16 protein-coding genes are annotated in these 16249 nt (G+C 47.1%); 4 read left to right on the top strand and 12 right to left on the bottom strand.

The features are described from left to right. Window positions 1-46 precede the first annotated feature (46 nt). Window positions 47-634, top strand: coding sequence for a YjaG family protein (locus FIU99_RS01085; RefSeq protein WP_006963287.1), 588 nt, complete (start codon window positions 47-49; stop codon window positions 632-634). A 32-nt stretch (window positions 635-666) separates the two neighbouring features. Here the strand turns inward: FIU99_RS01085 and FIU99_RS01090 are convergent, their stop codons facing one another. Then, window positions 667-1767 carry a CNNM domain-containing protein gene (locus tag FIU99_RS01090; RefSeq protein WP_006963285.1) on the bottom strand — a complete coding sequence of 367 codons (1101 nt, stop codon included), beginning with the start codon at window positions 1765-1767 and terminating at the stop codon, window positions 667-669. Window positions 1768-2119: 352 nt separating this feature from the next. Here FIU99_RS01090 and hupA point away from each other — a divergent pair, with 352 nt between their 5' ends. Continuing rightward, window positions 2120-2392, top strand: a complete 273-nt coding sequence (hupA, locus tag FIU99_RS01095; RefSeq protein ID WP_006963283.1) for a nucleoid-associated protein HU-alpha — start codon at window positions 2120-2122, stop codon at window positions 2390-2392. Window positions 2393-2437: 45 nt separating this feature from the next. Beyond that, window positions 2438-3133, top strand: a complete 696-nt coding sequence (locus FIU99_RS01100; RefSeq protein ID WP_039952769.1) for a DUF1481 domain-containing protein — start codon at window positions 2438-2440, stop codon at window positions 3131-3133. 45 nt (window positions 3134-3178) lie between these two features. On the opposite strand, the gene purD is transcribed toward FIU99_RS01100, so the two are convergent. After that, window positions 3179-4468: a phosphoribosylamine--glycine ligase gene (gene purD / locus FIU99_RS01105; protein ID WP_006963279.1), complete on the bottom strand. Its 1290-nt coding sequence runs from the start codon at window positions 4466-4468 to the stop codon at window positions 3179-3181. A gap of 274 nt (window positions 4469-4742) precedes the next feature. Then, window positions 4743-6335, bottom strand: a complete 1593-nt coding sequence (gene purH, locus FIU99_RS01110; RefSeq protein WP_006963278.1) for a bifunctional phosphoribosylaminoimidazolecarboxamide formyltransferase/IMP cyclohydrolase — start codon at window positions 6333-6335, stop codon at window positions 4743-4745. Between the two features lie 273 nt (window positions 6336-6608). Here purH and zntR point away from each other — a divergent pair, with 273 nt between their 5' ends. Further along, window positions 6609-7043, top strand: a complete 435-nt coding sequence (gene zntR / locus FIU99_RS01120) for a Zn(2+)-responsive transcriptional regulator (protein WP_006963277.1) — start codon at window positions 6609-6611, stop codon at window positions 7041-7043. Here zntR and FIU99_RS01125 read toward each other — a convergent pair. The 9 genes from FIU99_RS01125 to FIU99_RS01165 all read right to left on the bottom strand — a co-directional run bounded on the left by FIU99_RS01125 (window position 7040) and on the right by FIU99_RS01165 (window position 16248). Further along, window positions 7040-8026, bottom strand: coding sequence for a sensor domain-containing diguanylate cyclase (locus FIU99_RS01125; protein WP_006963276.1), 987 nt, complete (start codon window positions 8024-8026; stop codon window positions 7040-7042). The genes zntR and FIU99_RS01125 overlap by 4 nt on opposite strands. A gap of 283 nt (window positions 8027-8309) precedes the next feature. Then, the gene (gene fis, locus FIU99_RS01130) at window positions 8310-8606 is read right to left on the bottom strand and encodes a DNA-binding transcriptional regulator Fis (protein ID WP_000462885.1); all 297 of its coding nucleotides are present in this window, start codon (window positions 8604-8606) and stop codon (window positions 8310-8312) included. A gap of 72 nt (window positions 8607-8678) precedes the next feature. Beyond that, window positions 8679-9641: a tRNA dihydrouridine synthase DusB gene (dusB, locus tag FIU99_RS01135; protein ID WP_039952766.1), complete on the bottom strand. Its 963-nt coding sequence runs from the start codon at window positions 9639-9641 to the stop codon at window positions 8679-8681. Between the two features lie 139 nt (window positions 9642-9780). Further along, window positions 9781-10668: a 50S ribosomal protein L11 methyltransferase gene (gene prmA / locus FIU99_RS01140; RefSeq protein ID WP_006963274.1), complete on the bottom strand. Its 888-nt coding sequence runs from the start codon at window positions 10666-10668 to the stop codon at window positions 9781-9783. 137 nt (window positions 10669-10805) lie between these two features. Then, window positions 10806-12149 carry an acetyl-CoA carboxylase biotin carboxylase subunit gene (gene accC, locus FIU99_RS01145; protein WP_006963273.1) on the bottom strand — a complete coding sequence of 448 codons (1344 nt, stop codon included), beginning with the start codon at window positions 12147-12149 and terminating at the stop codon, window positions 10806-10808. Between the two features lie 15 nt (window positions 12150-12164). Continuing rightward, on the bottom strand, window positions 12165-12635 hold the full coding sequence (gene accB / locus FIU99_RS01150) for an acetyl-CoA carboxylase biotin carboxyl carrier protein (protein ID WP_006963272.1): 471 nt from the start codon (window positions 12633-12635) through the stop codon (window positions 12165-12167). An 82-nt stretch (window positions 12636-12717) separates the two neighbouring features. Next, complete coding sequence (gene aroQ / locus FIU99_RS01155; protein ID WP_006963271.1) at window positions 12718-13167, bottom strand: type II 3-dehydroquinate dehydratase; 450 nt, start codon at window positions 13165-13167, stop codon at window positions 12718-12720. 293 nt (window positions 13168-13460) lie between these two features. Continuing rightward, complete coding sequence (gene acs, locus FIU99_RS01160) at window positions 13461-15413, bottom strand: acetate--CoA ligase (protein WP_006963270.1); 1953 nt, start codon at window positions 15411-15413, stop codon at window positions 13461-13463. A 202-nt stretch (window positions 15414-15615) separates the two neighbouring features. Next, complete coding sequence (locus FIU99_RS01165) at window positions 15616-16248, bottom strand: 3'-5' exonuclease (protein ID WP_006963269.1); 633 nt, start codon at window positions 16246-16248, stop codon at window positions 15616-15618. Window position 16249: the final 1 nt, after the last annotated feature.

Raw genomic sequence — 16249 nt, forward strand, 5'->3', positions numbered from 1 at the left:
TTATCAAGTACACTTCCGCTGTCTTTTTCTGAACCAATGAGTCCTTATGCTACAGAACCCTCTTCAACTTCGTCTTGAGAAGTTAGAACCTTGGAAGCAGATTACCTTTATGGCGTGTCTGTGTGAACGTATGTACCCTAATTTTGCGATGTTTTGTGACAGCACGGAATTTGCAGAGCCACGTATTTATCGCGATATTCTGGATAGCATTTGGGAGCAACTAACAGTCAAGAGTGCCAAGGTTAATTATGAGCGCCAGTTGGAGAAGTTAGAAGAGATTATTCCAAGTTCTGAAGATTTTGATTTTTATGGTGTCTACCCCGCGATTGATGCCTGTATTGGTTTGTCTACCCTGCTACACGGCCTGTTGGATCGCGATGACTTATTTGAAAGCATGCAAAAAATCAGTCAACAGTCGGTACAGACGGTGGCTCAGCTAGAAGAAGCGCAAACTGGCCTCGAAATAACTAATGATAATCAGAAAGACAATGAAGCGGTTTGTGAAGAGTGGGATGTGCAGTGGGCTATTTTCCGTCCACTGAAAGATGCTCAGGAACGAGACATTGAACTGATTAAAGATCTTCGCTTTGAGCTGAGAGAAGATGGTATCAGCAATATTGGCGTCAGCCTTTAATGTGAATCGGGAGCCATAGGCTCCCGATTTTATTAGTGGTCTTCTTTCTTGGTTTGTAGTTCAGAAACCTGATTTTCTTCATCGTCATCACGACTTTCAATCACGCCGTGTGTCTCTTTCCATTTCTCCCAACGCTCAAACGCAAGCTCTTGCATGTCGGTAGCTCTGTCCGCTTCATCGACGATCTCTTCTCCAACTAAGTGCTCGAAGATATCTTCCAGCGTTAGGATTCCTTGAATGGTGCCGTATTCATCAACAACCATCGCCAACTGGAGGCGCTTCGCCATCATCTGCTCAAACGCTTTTGGCAAAGATAAGTTGTTCAGTAGTACGTGAACCGGACGCATCACTGCTCCTAACTGCTTCTCACCACAACCTGCCTGCTGAAGTTTAAACATCTCTAAGCGGTGTACAAAACCGATGATATTGTCTTTGGACTGGCTGTAAACCAGTGGGCGAGAAAACGGTGTGTCTTTATGCTGAGCCAGAAATTCATTGATGCTCATTTCAGCGTCAACACGGAACACGACCGGACGTGGTGTCATGACCTGAGTGACAGGAACGTCCTGAATGCCAAGCAGGTTGTTGAGAATTTTCGTCTCACCTTCTGCAAATTCACCGCTCTCTTTAGCCAGAATCGCCATCGCAGAGAGTTCATCACGCATCTTTGGTGCTTGGTGACCGCGGGCAAGGCGTTTAGTGATCTGCTCTGAAAACCACACAAACGGTGTCAGTGCCCACACCATCCAACGTAACGTAATGGCTGCAAGAGGAGACAGCTGACGCCAGTATGTTGCGCCAATGGTTTTAGGCACAATTTCCGATAGCACAAGAATACCCAGAGTTAATACACCTGAGAATACACCTAGCCATTCGCTACCAAAAACTACAGCAGCTTGTGCACCTGCACTGGCGGCGCCGATAGTGTGAGCGATGGTATTCAGTGTCAGAATTGAAGCTAGTGGGCGGTCGATATCCGCTTTTAATTTTGATAATTTCTCTGCGGCCGGATGGCCTTGCTGACGCAGTTGTGCCAGATAGCTGGGAGTAATACTCAGTAGAACCGCTTCGAGGACCGAGCAGATAAAGGATACGCCAATCGCAACAGAGACGTAGATGGTTAGCAGTAACATAAATGTCCTATATCAGGTTTATACCACCACCGAATTTTGCAATGTACTCATCAAAATTATCAATTATGAAATGAGTCACTATGCCTGGGCATTATTGGTGTGAGTATTTTATATTCGCTTCAGGCCCCACAATATCAGGCTTCGTGGACTATCCGCGTTTTATAAATAAGGTTAATTATGATTAAAAACAAGCCTTCGCATAGGAGAGGAAGGTAACAAATTGTGAGTTATTACTCATATTATGGTTAAAAGTACGTCATGAAAGCTAAAGATCGCTTACAAACCTTTGCCAGATGGGGCATTTATGCTTTAGAGTGAGTTGAATTCGATAACATATGAGAAGGGAAACCTAATGAACAAGACCCAATTAATCGACTTTATCGCAGAGAAAGCAGATCTATCTAAAGCACAAGCTAAAGCTGCTCTTGAAGCAACTCTTGACGGTGTGACTGATGCACTTAAAGAGGGTGACCAAGTTCAACTAATTGGTTTTGGTACGTTCAAAGTAAACCACCGTGCAGCTCGCACTGGCCGTAACCCAAAAACTGGTGATGAGATCCAAATCGCTGCTGCAAACGTTCCTGCATTTGTTTCAGGTAAAGCTCTGAAAGACGCAGTGAAATAATTTATAATGCGCCAAGGTAGTCTTCTGTCTTGGCGCATCACTGTCATGAAAAAACGTTTATTCTCTTCACTAATCACTTCTTTTATTGTTGGTTGTTCTTCCAGCGTTCCTACTCCTAACTTAGATCAGTTCGCTTATTACACGGGCGGGAAAAGCATGGGCGATGCCACAAGCTTATACTGGTATACGGAAAAGATTGCTTCTCCTAGCGCAGCCGCAGACTATGTCACAGCAGGAGATTACGGTTGGTATAAAACCGACTACAGCTGGACGGAAGGGGAGCTGAGAGAACTGATTCGTGAAGGCGAACAGCTTAAAGGCGAACAAGGGCTGGTGAAATACCGAGTGCATGTTCGTTTCAATAAGGACGGTGAAGCGGTTTATCAGCAGTACCGATTAGATGGCAAAGTGCTTCCGGTCAAGCCAGCTGAACTCGAACGCTACAAAAATGATGCGATGACTGTGGTAACCGTGACGAAAGAGCAGGATAAAAAAGGTCAAGAGCTGATTCAAGGCTACTGGGACGGTTCAACATTTGAAACCTGTTCTGGACAGAGCTACTCTCGATTGGAGTTTAATCAGACACTGCCGTCATTTGTGGTGAATCGCTTAGCTGGAGTGGACAACTACGTAGCTTTCCTTGGTTCGACACGCACCAACCGAGTTATTGTTGAAGACTTACTCATGCTGGCAGATGAAGATCACTCCTGTATTGAAAGGCCTAGTCTGCTATCTGATTAAAATATAAAAGGCGCCTAAAGAGGCGCCTTTTTGGATACAGAGCGATTATTTGCTTTGTTCGCGCTCTATCGCTCTGTAACCAATGTCATTGCGGTGGAACATACCATTCCAGCTAACTTGCTTAGCCAGCGCATACGCTTGCTGCTGAGCGTCTGAGACGCTATTTCCCAGTGCCGTTGCACATAGAACACGACCGCCATTCGTCACAACTTCGCCTGCTTCGTTATTCGCTGTACCTGCGTGGAAGATTTTTTGGCCTTCAACATCGCCTGTAGGAAGTGAAATTACATCACCTTTCGCGTAGTCAGCAGGGTAGCCGCCAGCTGCTAGAACCACACCGATAGACGCACGTGGATCCCATTTAGACTCGGCTTCATCAAGTTTCTCGTCGATAGCCATCAGGCAAAGCTCAACAAGGTCAGATTCCATACGCATCATAATAGGCTGGGTTTCTGGATCGCCAAAGCGGCAGTTGTATTCGATAACTTTTGACGTGCCGTCTTTGTCGATCATAAGACCAGCGTAAAGGAAACCAGTGTATGGGTGACCTTCCGCATCCATGCCGCGCACGGTTGGGTAGATAACTTCTTCAAGAATACGCTCGTGAATTTCTGGCGTTACCACTGGTGCAGGGGAGTAAGCGCCCATACCGCCGGTGTTAGGGCCAGTGTCTTTGTCGCCAACACGTTTGTGGTCTTGGCTGGTGGCCATTGGCAGAACGCTCTGGCCGTCAACCATCACGATGAAACTGGCTTCCTCACCGTCTAGGAATTCTTCGATCACCACACGGCTGCCGGCTTCACCAAACGCGTTACCTGCGAGCATGTCTTTGATTGCGTCTTCTGCTTCTTCTAGCGTCATCGCAACGATAACACCTTTACCTGCAGCAAGACCGTCTGCTTTTACAACAATAGGAGCACCTTGTTCACGAACGTAAGCAAGAGCTGGTTCAATCTCAGTGAAGTTAGCGTAAGCCGCAGTTGGAATATTATGGCGTGCAAGGAAATCTTTGGTGAACGCTTTAGAGCCTTCTAGCTGCGCAGCGGCTTGAGTAGGACCAAATATAGGTAATCCCGCTTCACGGAAAGCATCAACTACACCAATAACGAGTGGCGCTTCTGGGCCAACAATCGTCAGCTCGATCTTCTTCTCTTGAGCGAATGCAACCAGCTCAGAGATTGCTTCAACACCAATGTTTACGTTTTCTAGCTTTGGCTCAAGCGCGGTACCTGCGTTACCAGGTGCAACGAATACTGTCTCAACGTTTGGGTTTTGTGCTGCTTTCCAACCTAAAGCGTGCTCACGACCGCCGGCACCAATAATCAATACATTCATGTTTTAAAATCCTTATAGCTGCTTCAGAGCCTTTATTTCTGTGTCAAACATGCTCACTTATGGTCATAAGCTCCGCGTGTTTTCCTTGAACTAAAGTCACTGACTTGCTCTACGTATTTCAAATATCGGAATATTTAAAAAACAAAATTATAAGTCTTGCTCAAAGTAATTGGTGATGTGGCTAGGTAGCAATTGAGCCCATCCCCGGGAGCATAGCCAGCTGGGGTGGGCGAAAGCCGCTAACGACGCCACAGTGCCAAATACGAAGAGGAAATTAGTGGCGGAAGTGACGCATACCGGTAAAGATCATCGCCATGCCGTGTTCGTCCGCTGCAGCGATAACTTCGTCATCACGCATAGAACCGCCCGGTTGAATTACACACTTGATGCCCGCTTCTGCCGCCGCATCGATACCGTCACGGAATGGGAAGAATGCATCTGATGCCATCACACAACCTTCAACCTGCAGACCTTCGTCTGCCGCTTTGATGCCTGCGATTTTCGCTGAGTAAACGCGGCTCATTTGGCCGGCGCCTACACCAATCGTCATGTCACCTTTCGAGTAAACGATCGCGTTAGATTTCACGTACTTTGCTACTTTCCAGCAGAATAGGGCATCTTTCAGTTCTTCTTCTGTTGGCTGACGCTTAGAGACCACTTTAAGGTCATCTAGGCTTACCATGCCTTGGTCGCGGTCTTGAACCAGCAGGCCACCGTTAACGCGTTTTACGTCGAAGCCAGTTGTTTTAGTTGTCCATTCGCCACATTCAAGTAGGCGAACGTTCTTCTTCGCTGCAACAACCTCGATTGCTTCAGCAGAAACAGATGGTGCGATGATAACCTCAACGAATTGGCGCTCAACAATCGCAGATGCTGTTGCTGCATCAAGTTCGCGGTTGAACGCGATGATGCCGCCAAATGCCGATGTCGGGTCAGTCTGGTAAGCACGGTTATATGCTTCAAGGATGTCTTCGCCAAGTGCAACACCACATGGGTTCGCGTGTTTTACGATCACACACGCTGGTTCAGCGAACTCTTTCACACACTCAAGCGCCGCGTCCGTGTCTGCGATGTTGTTGTAAGAAAGGGCTTTGCCTTGGATCTGGCGAGCAGTGGAAACCGAAGCTTCTTCAGGGTTTGCTTCAACGTAGAAAGCCGCTGCTTGGTGGCTGTTCTCACCGTAGCGCATGTCTTGCTTCTTCTCGAACTGTTGGTTGAATGTGCGAGGGAATTTGCTCTCTTCGTCACCTTCTTTGTTCTCGCCGTAGCTAGGAACCATAGTGCCGAAGTAGTTTGCGATCATACCGTCATAAGACGCTGTGTGCTCGAATGCCGCGATAGCGAGATCGAAGCGTGTTTCTAGCGTAAGAGACGTTTCGTTTGCGTCCATTTCTGCGATGACGCGGTCGTAGTCGTGTGCATTTACTACGATAGTCACGTCTTTGTGGTTTTTCGCAGCAGAGCGAACCATTGTTGGACCACCGATATCGATGTTCTCAACCGCGTCAGCAAGCGTACAGCCTTCTTTAGCCACAGTTTCAGCAAATGGATATAGGTTAACGACAACCATATCGATAGGATTGATGCCGTGTTTTTCCATCACGTCATCGTCTTGACCGCGACGGCCTAAAACACCACCATGAACCTTTGGGTGAAGCGTTTTAACGCGTCCGTCCATCATTTCCGGGAAACCCGTATAATCGGATACTTCTGTGACAGCAATGCCTTGCTCAGCTAGTAAGCGGGCAGTACCACCTGTGGATAGGATATCGACACCGCGTTCAGCGAGAGCTTGGGCAAACTCAACAATACCTGTTTTGTCTGATACGCTGATTAGGGCGCGGCGAATTGGACGAGCGTTGTTCATGCTTCCATCTTCCTCAAAGTCATGGAGTTAAAACTAAAGATATTTGCCAAAAATGAACTTGTTTTTATCTCGTAGGGATAAAATATTGGCCAGTTTTGGTAAAGACCTTTTTGCCAGTCGAGACCGGACAGATATTAGACTCTAAACTTGATGGCGCACATTCTAACTAATTTATTACAAAAAAGCTCGCGCAATCGTTTGGCATCTCAAAAATAATTATGAAAACCATGCTTTTTAACTTAAAAAGTAACGAGATAGTTAATAAGGAAAGTTATGTTCCAGATTGGAGAACTGGCAAAGCGTTGTGGTGTGACCACCGATACTTTGCGCTTCTATGAGAAAAATGAACTGATCCGCCCCATGGGGCGCAGTGAATCGGGTTATCGTATTTATAACGAAGAAAATCAAAAACAGGTCGGTTTTATCTTAAAAGCTAAAGACCTAGGGCTAAGCCTGGAAGAAATTCGCGAACTGTTAGAGATAAAGCTGGAAGCCACCGAGCACAGTTGTGCAGAAGTAAAAGCCATCACCTCGGCAAAACTCGAAGTGATTGATGAAAAGATTGCGGAGTTGACCCGTATTCGCCATGCATTGAAGAAAATCAACGATGCGTGTTGTGGTCATATTGATGACGATGCCAGTCATTGTTCGATTTTAGGGGCGCTGGGCAGTGAAGAGAGCCCAGCGACTTGCTGTGATGAGCCTTAACTCGCTTGTCGAATTTTGGCTTGAATCGCGGACTGAACCTTCATATCCGGCAAGTTATCGTGGTAGAGCGTGACTTGATTGCGACCCGTCTGTTTAGAGTAATACATCGCTTTATCTGCCTGAACCAAGAGTTCTTTCACATGAGAGATGCCTGAGGTAACTTCTGCGATACCAATACTGACGGTTGGATGAATGATATGGTCGTCGACACTGCAGGGGGAACTTTCAATTGATTGTCGTATGCGTTCGGCAATATCGTAAGCCTGAATGGCATTTGTGTTTGAGAGTACAATGCCAAACTCTTCGCCGCCCAGTCGACCAATGTAGTCACTGCCACGGATCTGTTTCTGACAAATTCTGGCAACCTGAGTGATGACTTCATCACCCGAAAGGTGACCGACTTGATCGTTGATTTCTTTAAAGTGATCGATATCGATCATCAAGCAAGACAAATTACGCTGAGTCTCATTGTAGCTTTGTAATTCCTGCTCAAGAGCTTCAAGGAAGGCGCGGCGGTTGAAGATGCCGGTTAGCTCATCGGTTTCAGACAGGCGCTTCAGCTCTTCCTGACGGCGATAGTTGCTCGTGATGTCACGTTCTTGCCACAGGACATACTGGGTGCCATCTACTAAGCACAGTGGCTTAATGGTAGCTTCGAACCACATGTCTTCAGGGCCATCTAGTGTTTCCAGCTCATCAATAGACAGTTGCAAGCATTCGATAGGGTTGACACTGTACTGTACAACCAGAGGTTTGGCTGACTCACTAACATCTTGTATGTAACTGAGTAACTGGTCGGCTTTATCCTGTGGAAGGATGTCGTGAAGCGTTTTGTTGGCGTAACCATTTTTTTCTAGACGAACGGAGTGGAACGTTCCCCCAAAGCCCTCGACAAAGCGCCCCGACTGCTCTAAAACGAAAAGTCGGTCAGGAAGTTCATTCAGAATCAGGCTTAGCCATGCTTCCCTTTGCTTATCAAGCATATAGTTTTATCCAACAACAGATGAACACCGCATTATATCTAGACAGGTAGTGATGGCAATCGTGATAGATCACAGTTTGCTTACTATTTGCTCAGTTAGATGGCACGAAAGTGAGACTTAATATGCGTTTGGTTTCTCTGCTCTTTGGGAGTCTCAAAAGTAAAACATGCTGAGCAGTGAGTGTGCAAATTAATTGAATTTTATAAAGTAATGGCGACTAGAAACGGAAAAAGCCGAATCCATTTGGAATCGGCTTTCTCAAAACAAAATTCGTCAGAACGTATTAGTTCATGCCGTATTTTTTAAGTTTCTTGCGAAGAGTACCGCGGTTGATACCCATCATAGTTGCTGCGCGAGTTTGGTTACCGCGAGTGTACTGCATGATGGTATCTAGTAGTGGCTGTTCAACTTCAGCTAGAACTAATTCGTATAGTTCTGTGACTTCTTGGCCGTTTAGTTGAGCCAAGTAGTTTTTAAGAGACGCTTTAACAGAGTCACGTAATGGTTTCTGAGTAATCTGGTCCTGTGACGTTACTGTAGTTACTGTTAATGCTTCTGAAGTCAGATTTTGTTCGAACATATTCGGTCTAGCTCTTCTCTTAATTATGATGCAACGTTTAGCCATCGTATCTGAAGCGTTCGCTTCAAATAGTTAGGCTTTATCAAAATACTCTTCTAACGCTTCAAGTTGCAGCTCTGCTGCCTCAATCGCGTTGAAGGCACGGCGAAACTCACTTGCTTGCTCATGCTCTTTTAGGTACCAACCTACGTGCTTACGCGCGATTCGTGGTCCTAAGTACTCTCCATAAAAATCGTGGAGCGCATTCACATGACCCAGCAGAATGTCTTTCACTTCCGCGGACGGAAGGTCAGGCATCGTGGTGCCGTTTTCCAAAAAGTGTTGGATTTCCTGGAAAATCCACGGACGACCTTGGGCGGGACGTCCAATCATCAGAGCGTCTGCACCGGTGTACTCCAGTACGCGCTTGGCTTTCTCTGGGCTATCGATATCACCGTTTGCGATAACCGGTATCGAAATTGCCTGCTTGACCGCTCTGATGCTGTCATATTCGGCCTCACCTTTGTACATACAGGCTTTTGTTCTGCCATGCAGAGCAAGCGCTTGTATGCCGCAGTCTTCGGCTAATTTAGCGATTTGGACACAGTTTTTATTATCTGGGTCCCAGCCTGTTCGGGTTTTGAGTGTCACTGGGACATCGACTGCATTGACTACCGCTTTCAGGATATCTTCGATGATATCTGGGAAGCGAAGCAGTGCAGAACCGGCAAGCTTCTTATTCACTTTTTTTGCTGGGCAGCCCATGTTGATATCGATGATTTGCGCACCGTTTTCAACGCTAAACTGAGCAGCATCGGCCATCAGTTGTGGATCCGCACCCGCAATCTGTACAGAGCGAATGCCCGATTCACCTTCATGCACCATGCGCTGCTTGGACTTTGACGTTTTCCATAGCTTTGGGTTTGAGGACATCATTTCACTGACGGCCATCCCAGCACCATAGCGGAGGCATAACTCTCGAAACGGTCTATCGGTCACTCCCGCCATCGGGGCGACGATGAGATTATTCTTAAGTTGATGATTTCCGATTTTCAAAACGTCTTCACAGCTTAGTACCAGCAAGGGCGCGCATTTTACGCATTTTTTTCCGCTGTGAAAAGACTAATATTTGAGCATTTACAAATTGTTTTTGTAATTTGTATGAATTTCAAACAATTAGCCCTGAAAGTCTTATCTAGCCTTGCTTTCGACCAGAGATGCGACACCATTCACTTTGCTCCTTGATAGGATCAATGTGAAGTTCATCACGGTAATAGTTAGCCACATCTTCTGCTTGTGTATCCAGCACGCCAGACATCGCCAGTTTACCGTTCGGTTTGACTAGAGACTTGATAATCGGCGACAACTCACGAAGTGGGCCGGCAAGGATGTTCGCGACGACGACGTCAGCAATCAGGCCCTCTGGCTGATCTTGAGGTAGGAAAACTTCGAGCTTATCGGCAACGCCATTGCGCTCGGCGTTGTCTTTTGAAGCGATGAGAGCCTGAGGATCAATATCGATCCCGATGACCTTTTCGGCACCGAGTTTGATCGCAGCGATCGCTAAGATGCCAGATCCACAACCAAAATCGATCACGGTTTTACTCGACAGGTCTAGCCCTTCCAGCCACTCCAGACACAGAGCAGTAGTTGGGTGAGTACCAGTACCAAAAGCGAGGCCAGGGTCTAACATCACGTTGACCGCATCCGGCTCTGGGACGTCTCGCCAGCTTGGGCAGATCCATAAACGCTCACCAAACTTCATCGGGTGGAAATTGTCCATCCACTCTCGTTCCCAGTCTTTGTCTTCCAACTGCTCCACTTTGTAAGCAAAGCCTTCTGGTAGCAAGTTGCTGTTCTTGGTCTGGTCAATAATAAACTTAGTATCCGCTTCTGCGTCGTACAGAGCGAGAATATCCGTATCACCCCACAGACGAGTTTCTCCCGGCAAAGGTTCAAATACTGGCGTATCCTGCGCGTCTAAGAAGGTTACAGACAGTGCTCCTGTTTCTTCCATTAGCATGTCGCCGATTTGCTCAGCGTTGTCGTTGGTCGCATTGAGTTTGATTTGAATCCAAGGCATGGGTATGTGCTCGTCTAGATAGTTAGATTTAAATTTGCGCAGAGTGTAGCAGAACTCGGGGGGTTATTTGAGTCCAGAGTGCGCTGAAAACAAAAATGCTCACCGAAGTGAGCATTTGTATCGTGTCAGTAATCGAATTACTGCAGACCGAGTTTCTTCTCTAGGTAGTGGATGTTCGCACCACCGTGTTGGAAGTTTTCGTCGTTCATGATGCTTTCTTGCAGCGGAACGTTGGTCTTAATGCCTTCGATGATCATCTCACCGAGTGCGTTCTTCATGCGAGCAATGGCAACATCACGGTTTTCACCGAATGTGATCAGCTTACCGACCATTGAGTCATAGTGCGGTGGCACTGTGTAGCCCGTGTAGATGTGCGATTCCCAACGAACACCCATACCGCCTGGTGCGTGGAAGCGCTCAATCTTACCTGGTGAAGGTAGGAAACGCTCAGGGTCTTCTGCGTTGATACGACACTCAATCGCATGGCCGCGGATCTTGATGTCATCCTGAGTGAATGACAAAGGCTGGCCTGCTGCAACACGAAGCTGCTCTTTGATTAGGTCAACGCCCGTCACCATTTCTGTTACTGGGTGCTCTACCTGAATACGTGTGTTCATTTCGATGAAGTAGAATTCGCCGTTTTCGTAAAGGAACTCGAAAGTACCTGCACCACGGTAACCGATTTCCAAACAAGCACGCGTACAACGTTCACCAATGTACTTACGCATTTCTGCTGTGATACCCGGAGCAGGCGCTTCTTCAACCACTTTCTGGTGACGACGCTGCATAGAACAGTCACGTTCACCTAGGTGGATAGCACCGCCTTGACCATCAGCAATCACCTGTACTTCAACGTGACGTGGGTTTTCTAGGAATTTCTCCATGTAAACCATGTCGTTGTTGAATGCTGCTTTTGCTTCTGCACGCGTCATCGCGATAGCTTCTACTAGCTCAGCTTCAGAGCGAACCACGCGCATACCACGACCACCGCCGCCACCAGAGGCTTTGATGATGACTGGGTAGCCGATGCGTTTAGCGTGCGCTTTATTCGTCGCTTCATCATCGTTTAGAGGGCCGTCAGAACCTGGTACACAAGGAACGCCCGCTTTCTTCATTGCAGTGATAGCAGAAACCTTGTCACCCATGATGCGGATCGTTTCCGCTTTCGGGCCAACAAAGATAAAGCCGCTACGCTCAACTTGCTCTGCAAAGTCTGCATTCTCAGACAGGAAGCCATAACCTGGGTGGATAGCGATCGCGCCCGTTACTTCTGCTGCAGAAATGATACGTGGGATGTTCAAGTAGCTATCGATACCGCGAGCTGGACCGATACAAATTGCCTCGTCAGCAAGAAGAACGTGTTTCAAATCACGGTCTGCTGTTGAGTGTACGGCAACGGTTTTGATGCCTAATTCTTTACATGCGCGAAGAATACGAAGCGCAATTTCGCCTCGGTTCGCGATGACTAATTTATCTAACATAAGAGACAGCCTCTATTATTCGATAACAACAAGTGGTTGGTCGAATTCAACTGGCTGACCATCGTCAACTAGGATTGCAGTAACTACACCAGATTTGTCTGCTTCGATTTGGTTCATCATCTTCATTGCTTCAACGATACATAGAGTTTCGCCAGCGGTTACTGATTGACCTACTTCGATGAATGCTTTCGCGTCTGGGCTTGGAGCACGGTAGAAAGTACCGACCATTGGAGAAAGAACTTGATGACCCGCTGGTACTGCTGGCGCTGCTGCTTCTGCCGCTGGAGCAGGTGCTGCTGCCGGTGCCGCCGCAGGAGCTGCTGCTGGTGCCGCTGCAACTGGTGCTGCTGCGTATTGAATTGGAGCTGGTGCCGCTGAACCGTTACGGCTGATTCGTACCGACTCTTCACCTTCAGAGATTTCTAGCTCAGCAATGCCAGATTCTTCAACTAACTCGATAAGCTTTTTGATTTTACGGATATCCATTTTTTCTTTCTCTTTTATCTTGTGAATAAGACAGCTCTCTGTGAGCTGCAGAGTGTGTTCATTTACTGTGATAGTAATTAAGCTACTGTGCCTGCAATGTGTTTACGGCAGCAGACAAAGCGAATTCATAACCTTGTGCACCTAGGCCGCAAATCACACCTTGTGCCTTATCTGAGAGATAAGAGTGATGGCGGAAAGGCTCGCGTGCGTGCACGTTGGATAAATGTACTTCAATAAATGGGATAGAAACGCCGAGCAGGGCGTCTCGCAGAGCAACACTAGTATGTGTGAAGGCTGCTGGGTTGATGATAATGAAATCAACTTTGCCAAAAGATTCGTGGATTTTCTCAATCAGTTCATATTCGCGATTTGATTGCAGATGCTCTAGTTCAACACCAGCTTTGTGGGCTTGCTCGGTTAAAGTGTCGATAATCTGTGGTAGGGTTTGAGAACCATAGTGACCCGGTTCGCGTAGACCCAACAGATTTAAATTTGGACCATTTAAGACAAGAATGCGTGATTTAGCTGTCATTGTGCTGCCATCTTCCTACTTCATGATATGAACTGGAATCTTCCCATAATATTTCCGATTCAGCGTGATTGTATTGTCAAATTTTACGCTGGATCTTTAAAATAGACCCAGATTATAGCCAATTCAGCGCATTTAGCAGCAATTTACTGGTCTAATCTCCCGTTTCTGAGATGAAAAACTGCTACCAAGGTAACAAATTTGACTGCTTTGTCTTGGACTTCAGCTCGCTAGATATGTTCCAACAAATAAAAAAGCCGCCACAAATGTGGCGGCTTGGTCTTGTTTTGCTATTTCTATGCAAGTTCGGCTTTTTCGGCGATTAACTTATCAACAACGCTTGGATCGGCCAGTGTTGAGGTGTCGCCTAAGTTGCTGGTATCACCAGTGGCTATCTTGCGTAGGATACGACGCATGATCTTACCGGAGCGAGTTTTCGGTAGAGAATCTGTCCAGTGCAGTACGTCTGGCGTGGCTATTGGGCCAATCTCTTTACGTACCCAGTCCTTCACTTCTTTGTGCAGCTCTGCTGATGGGAACTCACCATCGTTAAGCGTAACGTAAGCGTAAATGGCCTGACCTTTGATGTCATGCGGGATACCAACAATTGCCGCTTCTGCAATCTTATCGTGGGCAACTAAAGCCGATTCAATCTCTGCGGTACCCATACGGTGGCCTGAGACGTTGAGTACGTCATCAACACGGCCTGTGATCCAGTAGTAGCCGTCTTCGTCACGACGGGCACCGTCACTGGTGAAGTACATGCCTTTGAACGTAGAGAAGTACGTTTGCTCAAAGCGCTCATGGTCGCCATAAACAGTACGCATTTGACCTGGCCATGAATCAAGGATCACCAAGTTGCCTTCAGCTGCGGTTTCTTCAATGATGTTACCCATGTTATCGACTAACGCAGGCTGTACGCCAAAGAATGGACGAGTTGCAGAGCCAGGTTTTAGTGCCGTAGCACCTGGTAGTGGAGTTATAAGGATGCCACCGGTTTCGGTTTGCCACCAAGTATCGACAATCGGAGATTTCTCATTACCAATCGTCTTGTAGTACCACTCCCATGCTTCAGGGTTAATTGGTTCACCTACTGAGCCCATAATACGCAGGCTGTCACGAGTAGTGCCATCTACTGCTTCATTGCCTTTTGCCATTAACGCACGAATAGCCGTTGGTGCAGTGTAAAGAATATTGACTTGGTGTTTATCAACAACTTCACTCATGCGGTTGGTGTTCGGGTAGTTCGGCACACCTTCGAACAGGATGGTTTTAGCACCATTAGCTAGAGGGCCGTAGATAAGGTAAGTGTGACCTGTAATCCAACCTACGTCAGCGGTACACCAGAAGGTTTCACCTGGCTGGTAGTCGAAGACATATTTGAAAGTCATGGTGGCGTAAACGAGGTAACCGCCTGTGGTGTGAAGGACACCTTTAGGTTTACCGGTTGAACCTGATGTGTAGAGGATGAAGAGTGGGTCTTCCGCTTTCATTTCTTCTGGTGGGCAATCATCTGAAACAGAGGCCGTTGCTTCATGCCACCAAACATCGCGATGCTCATGCCAGTCAATATCACCACCAGTGCGCTTCAGCACTAGTACTTTATCGATTGTTTTTACTTCTGGGTTGGTCAATGCTTCATCGACGTTCTTTTTCAGCGGAACCGCTCGACCACCGCGCACACCTTCATCGGCTGTGACAACGACTTTGGCATCTGAGTCAATGATACGTCCTGATAGTGCTTCTGGAGAGAAGCCACCGAAAACAACCGTGTGGACTGCACCGATACGAGTACAAGCCAGCATAGCAACAGCCGCTTCAGGTACCATTGGCATGTAAAGACACACGACGTCGCCTTTACGTACACCTTGCTCTTTTAGAGCATTAGAGAAACGGCACACTTCTTTATGCAGTTCGTTGAACGTCAGTGTTTTATCGTCTGCTGGGTCGTCACCTTCCCAGATGATTGCCACGTCGTCACCGCGCTCAGCTAGGTGGCGGTCAATACAGTTTGCAGATACGTTGAGCGTACCATCTTCAAACCAGCGAATATCGACATGGCCTGTGTCAAATGAAGTGTTTTTAACTTTGGTGAAGGGTTTGATCCAATCAACAATCTTACCGTGCTCAGTCCAGAATCCTTCTGGGTCAGAGACAGACTGTTGGTACATGGCGAGGTAGGTATCATTATCCGCATGGGTATTTGTTTTGATATTTTCTTTTACCGGATAAATATGGGCTTCACTCATTGCTTTTCTCCTTGGGCTTAATTCAGAACGAATTGAGCAAGTGTTCGTTTAAAACGTTTTCCACGTTTGTCGAAATTCCCTATATCCGTAACTTTCTAGCACCGAGCGTAATTCGACAATTAGACTTTAGGATGAGAGGCCTGATTCTGCTTAGTATTGAGGAAGCTATGTTTGATTTTGAGAGTTGGATCGTAGGAATCCGTTAGCGGGTATAGGGCAGACTTAAGCTCGGTAAGTCTCCTTTGGTCAGGCGAACAAATACCAGCGCCGCTGAGATGGCATCTTGCAAAGCGTCGTGCTTACTCTGCATCGGTAAATCGAGATGTTTGCAAATGGCTTCCAGACTCAGATCGAAATAGGCGTTGGGTAAGTGTTTCTCCAGTTTGTCGTGGTAAATCTGGCTGACTTCAATCAAGGGGTTGGGGAGAGGAAATCCCAGATGACGTTTACACGCCAGATCAAGAATCTTCTTGTCGTAGCGAATGTGGTATCCCACCAGTGGCCGATTGCCGACAAAAGCCAGTAACTGTGTCAATGCCTGTTTTTCATCGATACCATCGGCCAGATCTGAATGGCGAATCTGATGGATCTTGACCGAATTAGAATCCAGCGATTGGGGAGCTCTTAATCTCACTTCGAAAGGTTGGCTGGTGATGATGCGGTTGTCGATGATTTTGGTCGCTGCGATGGTGACCAGTTCGGCGCGCTTTGGATCTAAGCTGGTGGTTTCACAGTCGAGCGAGACATACTCACCTTTTTGGACTGAGGCAAACAGGGGCTGATAAGGAGAGCCCTTCAATTTGTGATACCAGTAACGGCGCTGAATCCAGTTCATC

Source organism: Vibrio sp. THAF64 (genome assembly GCF_009363455.1).
Classification (GTDB): Bacteria; Pseudomonadota; Gammaproteobacteria; order Enterobacterales; family Vibrionaceae; genus Vibrio; species Vibrio coralliilyticus.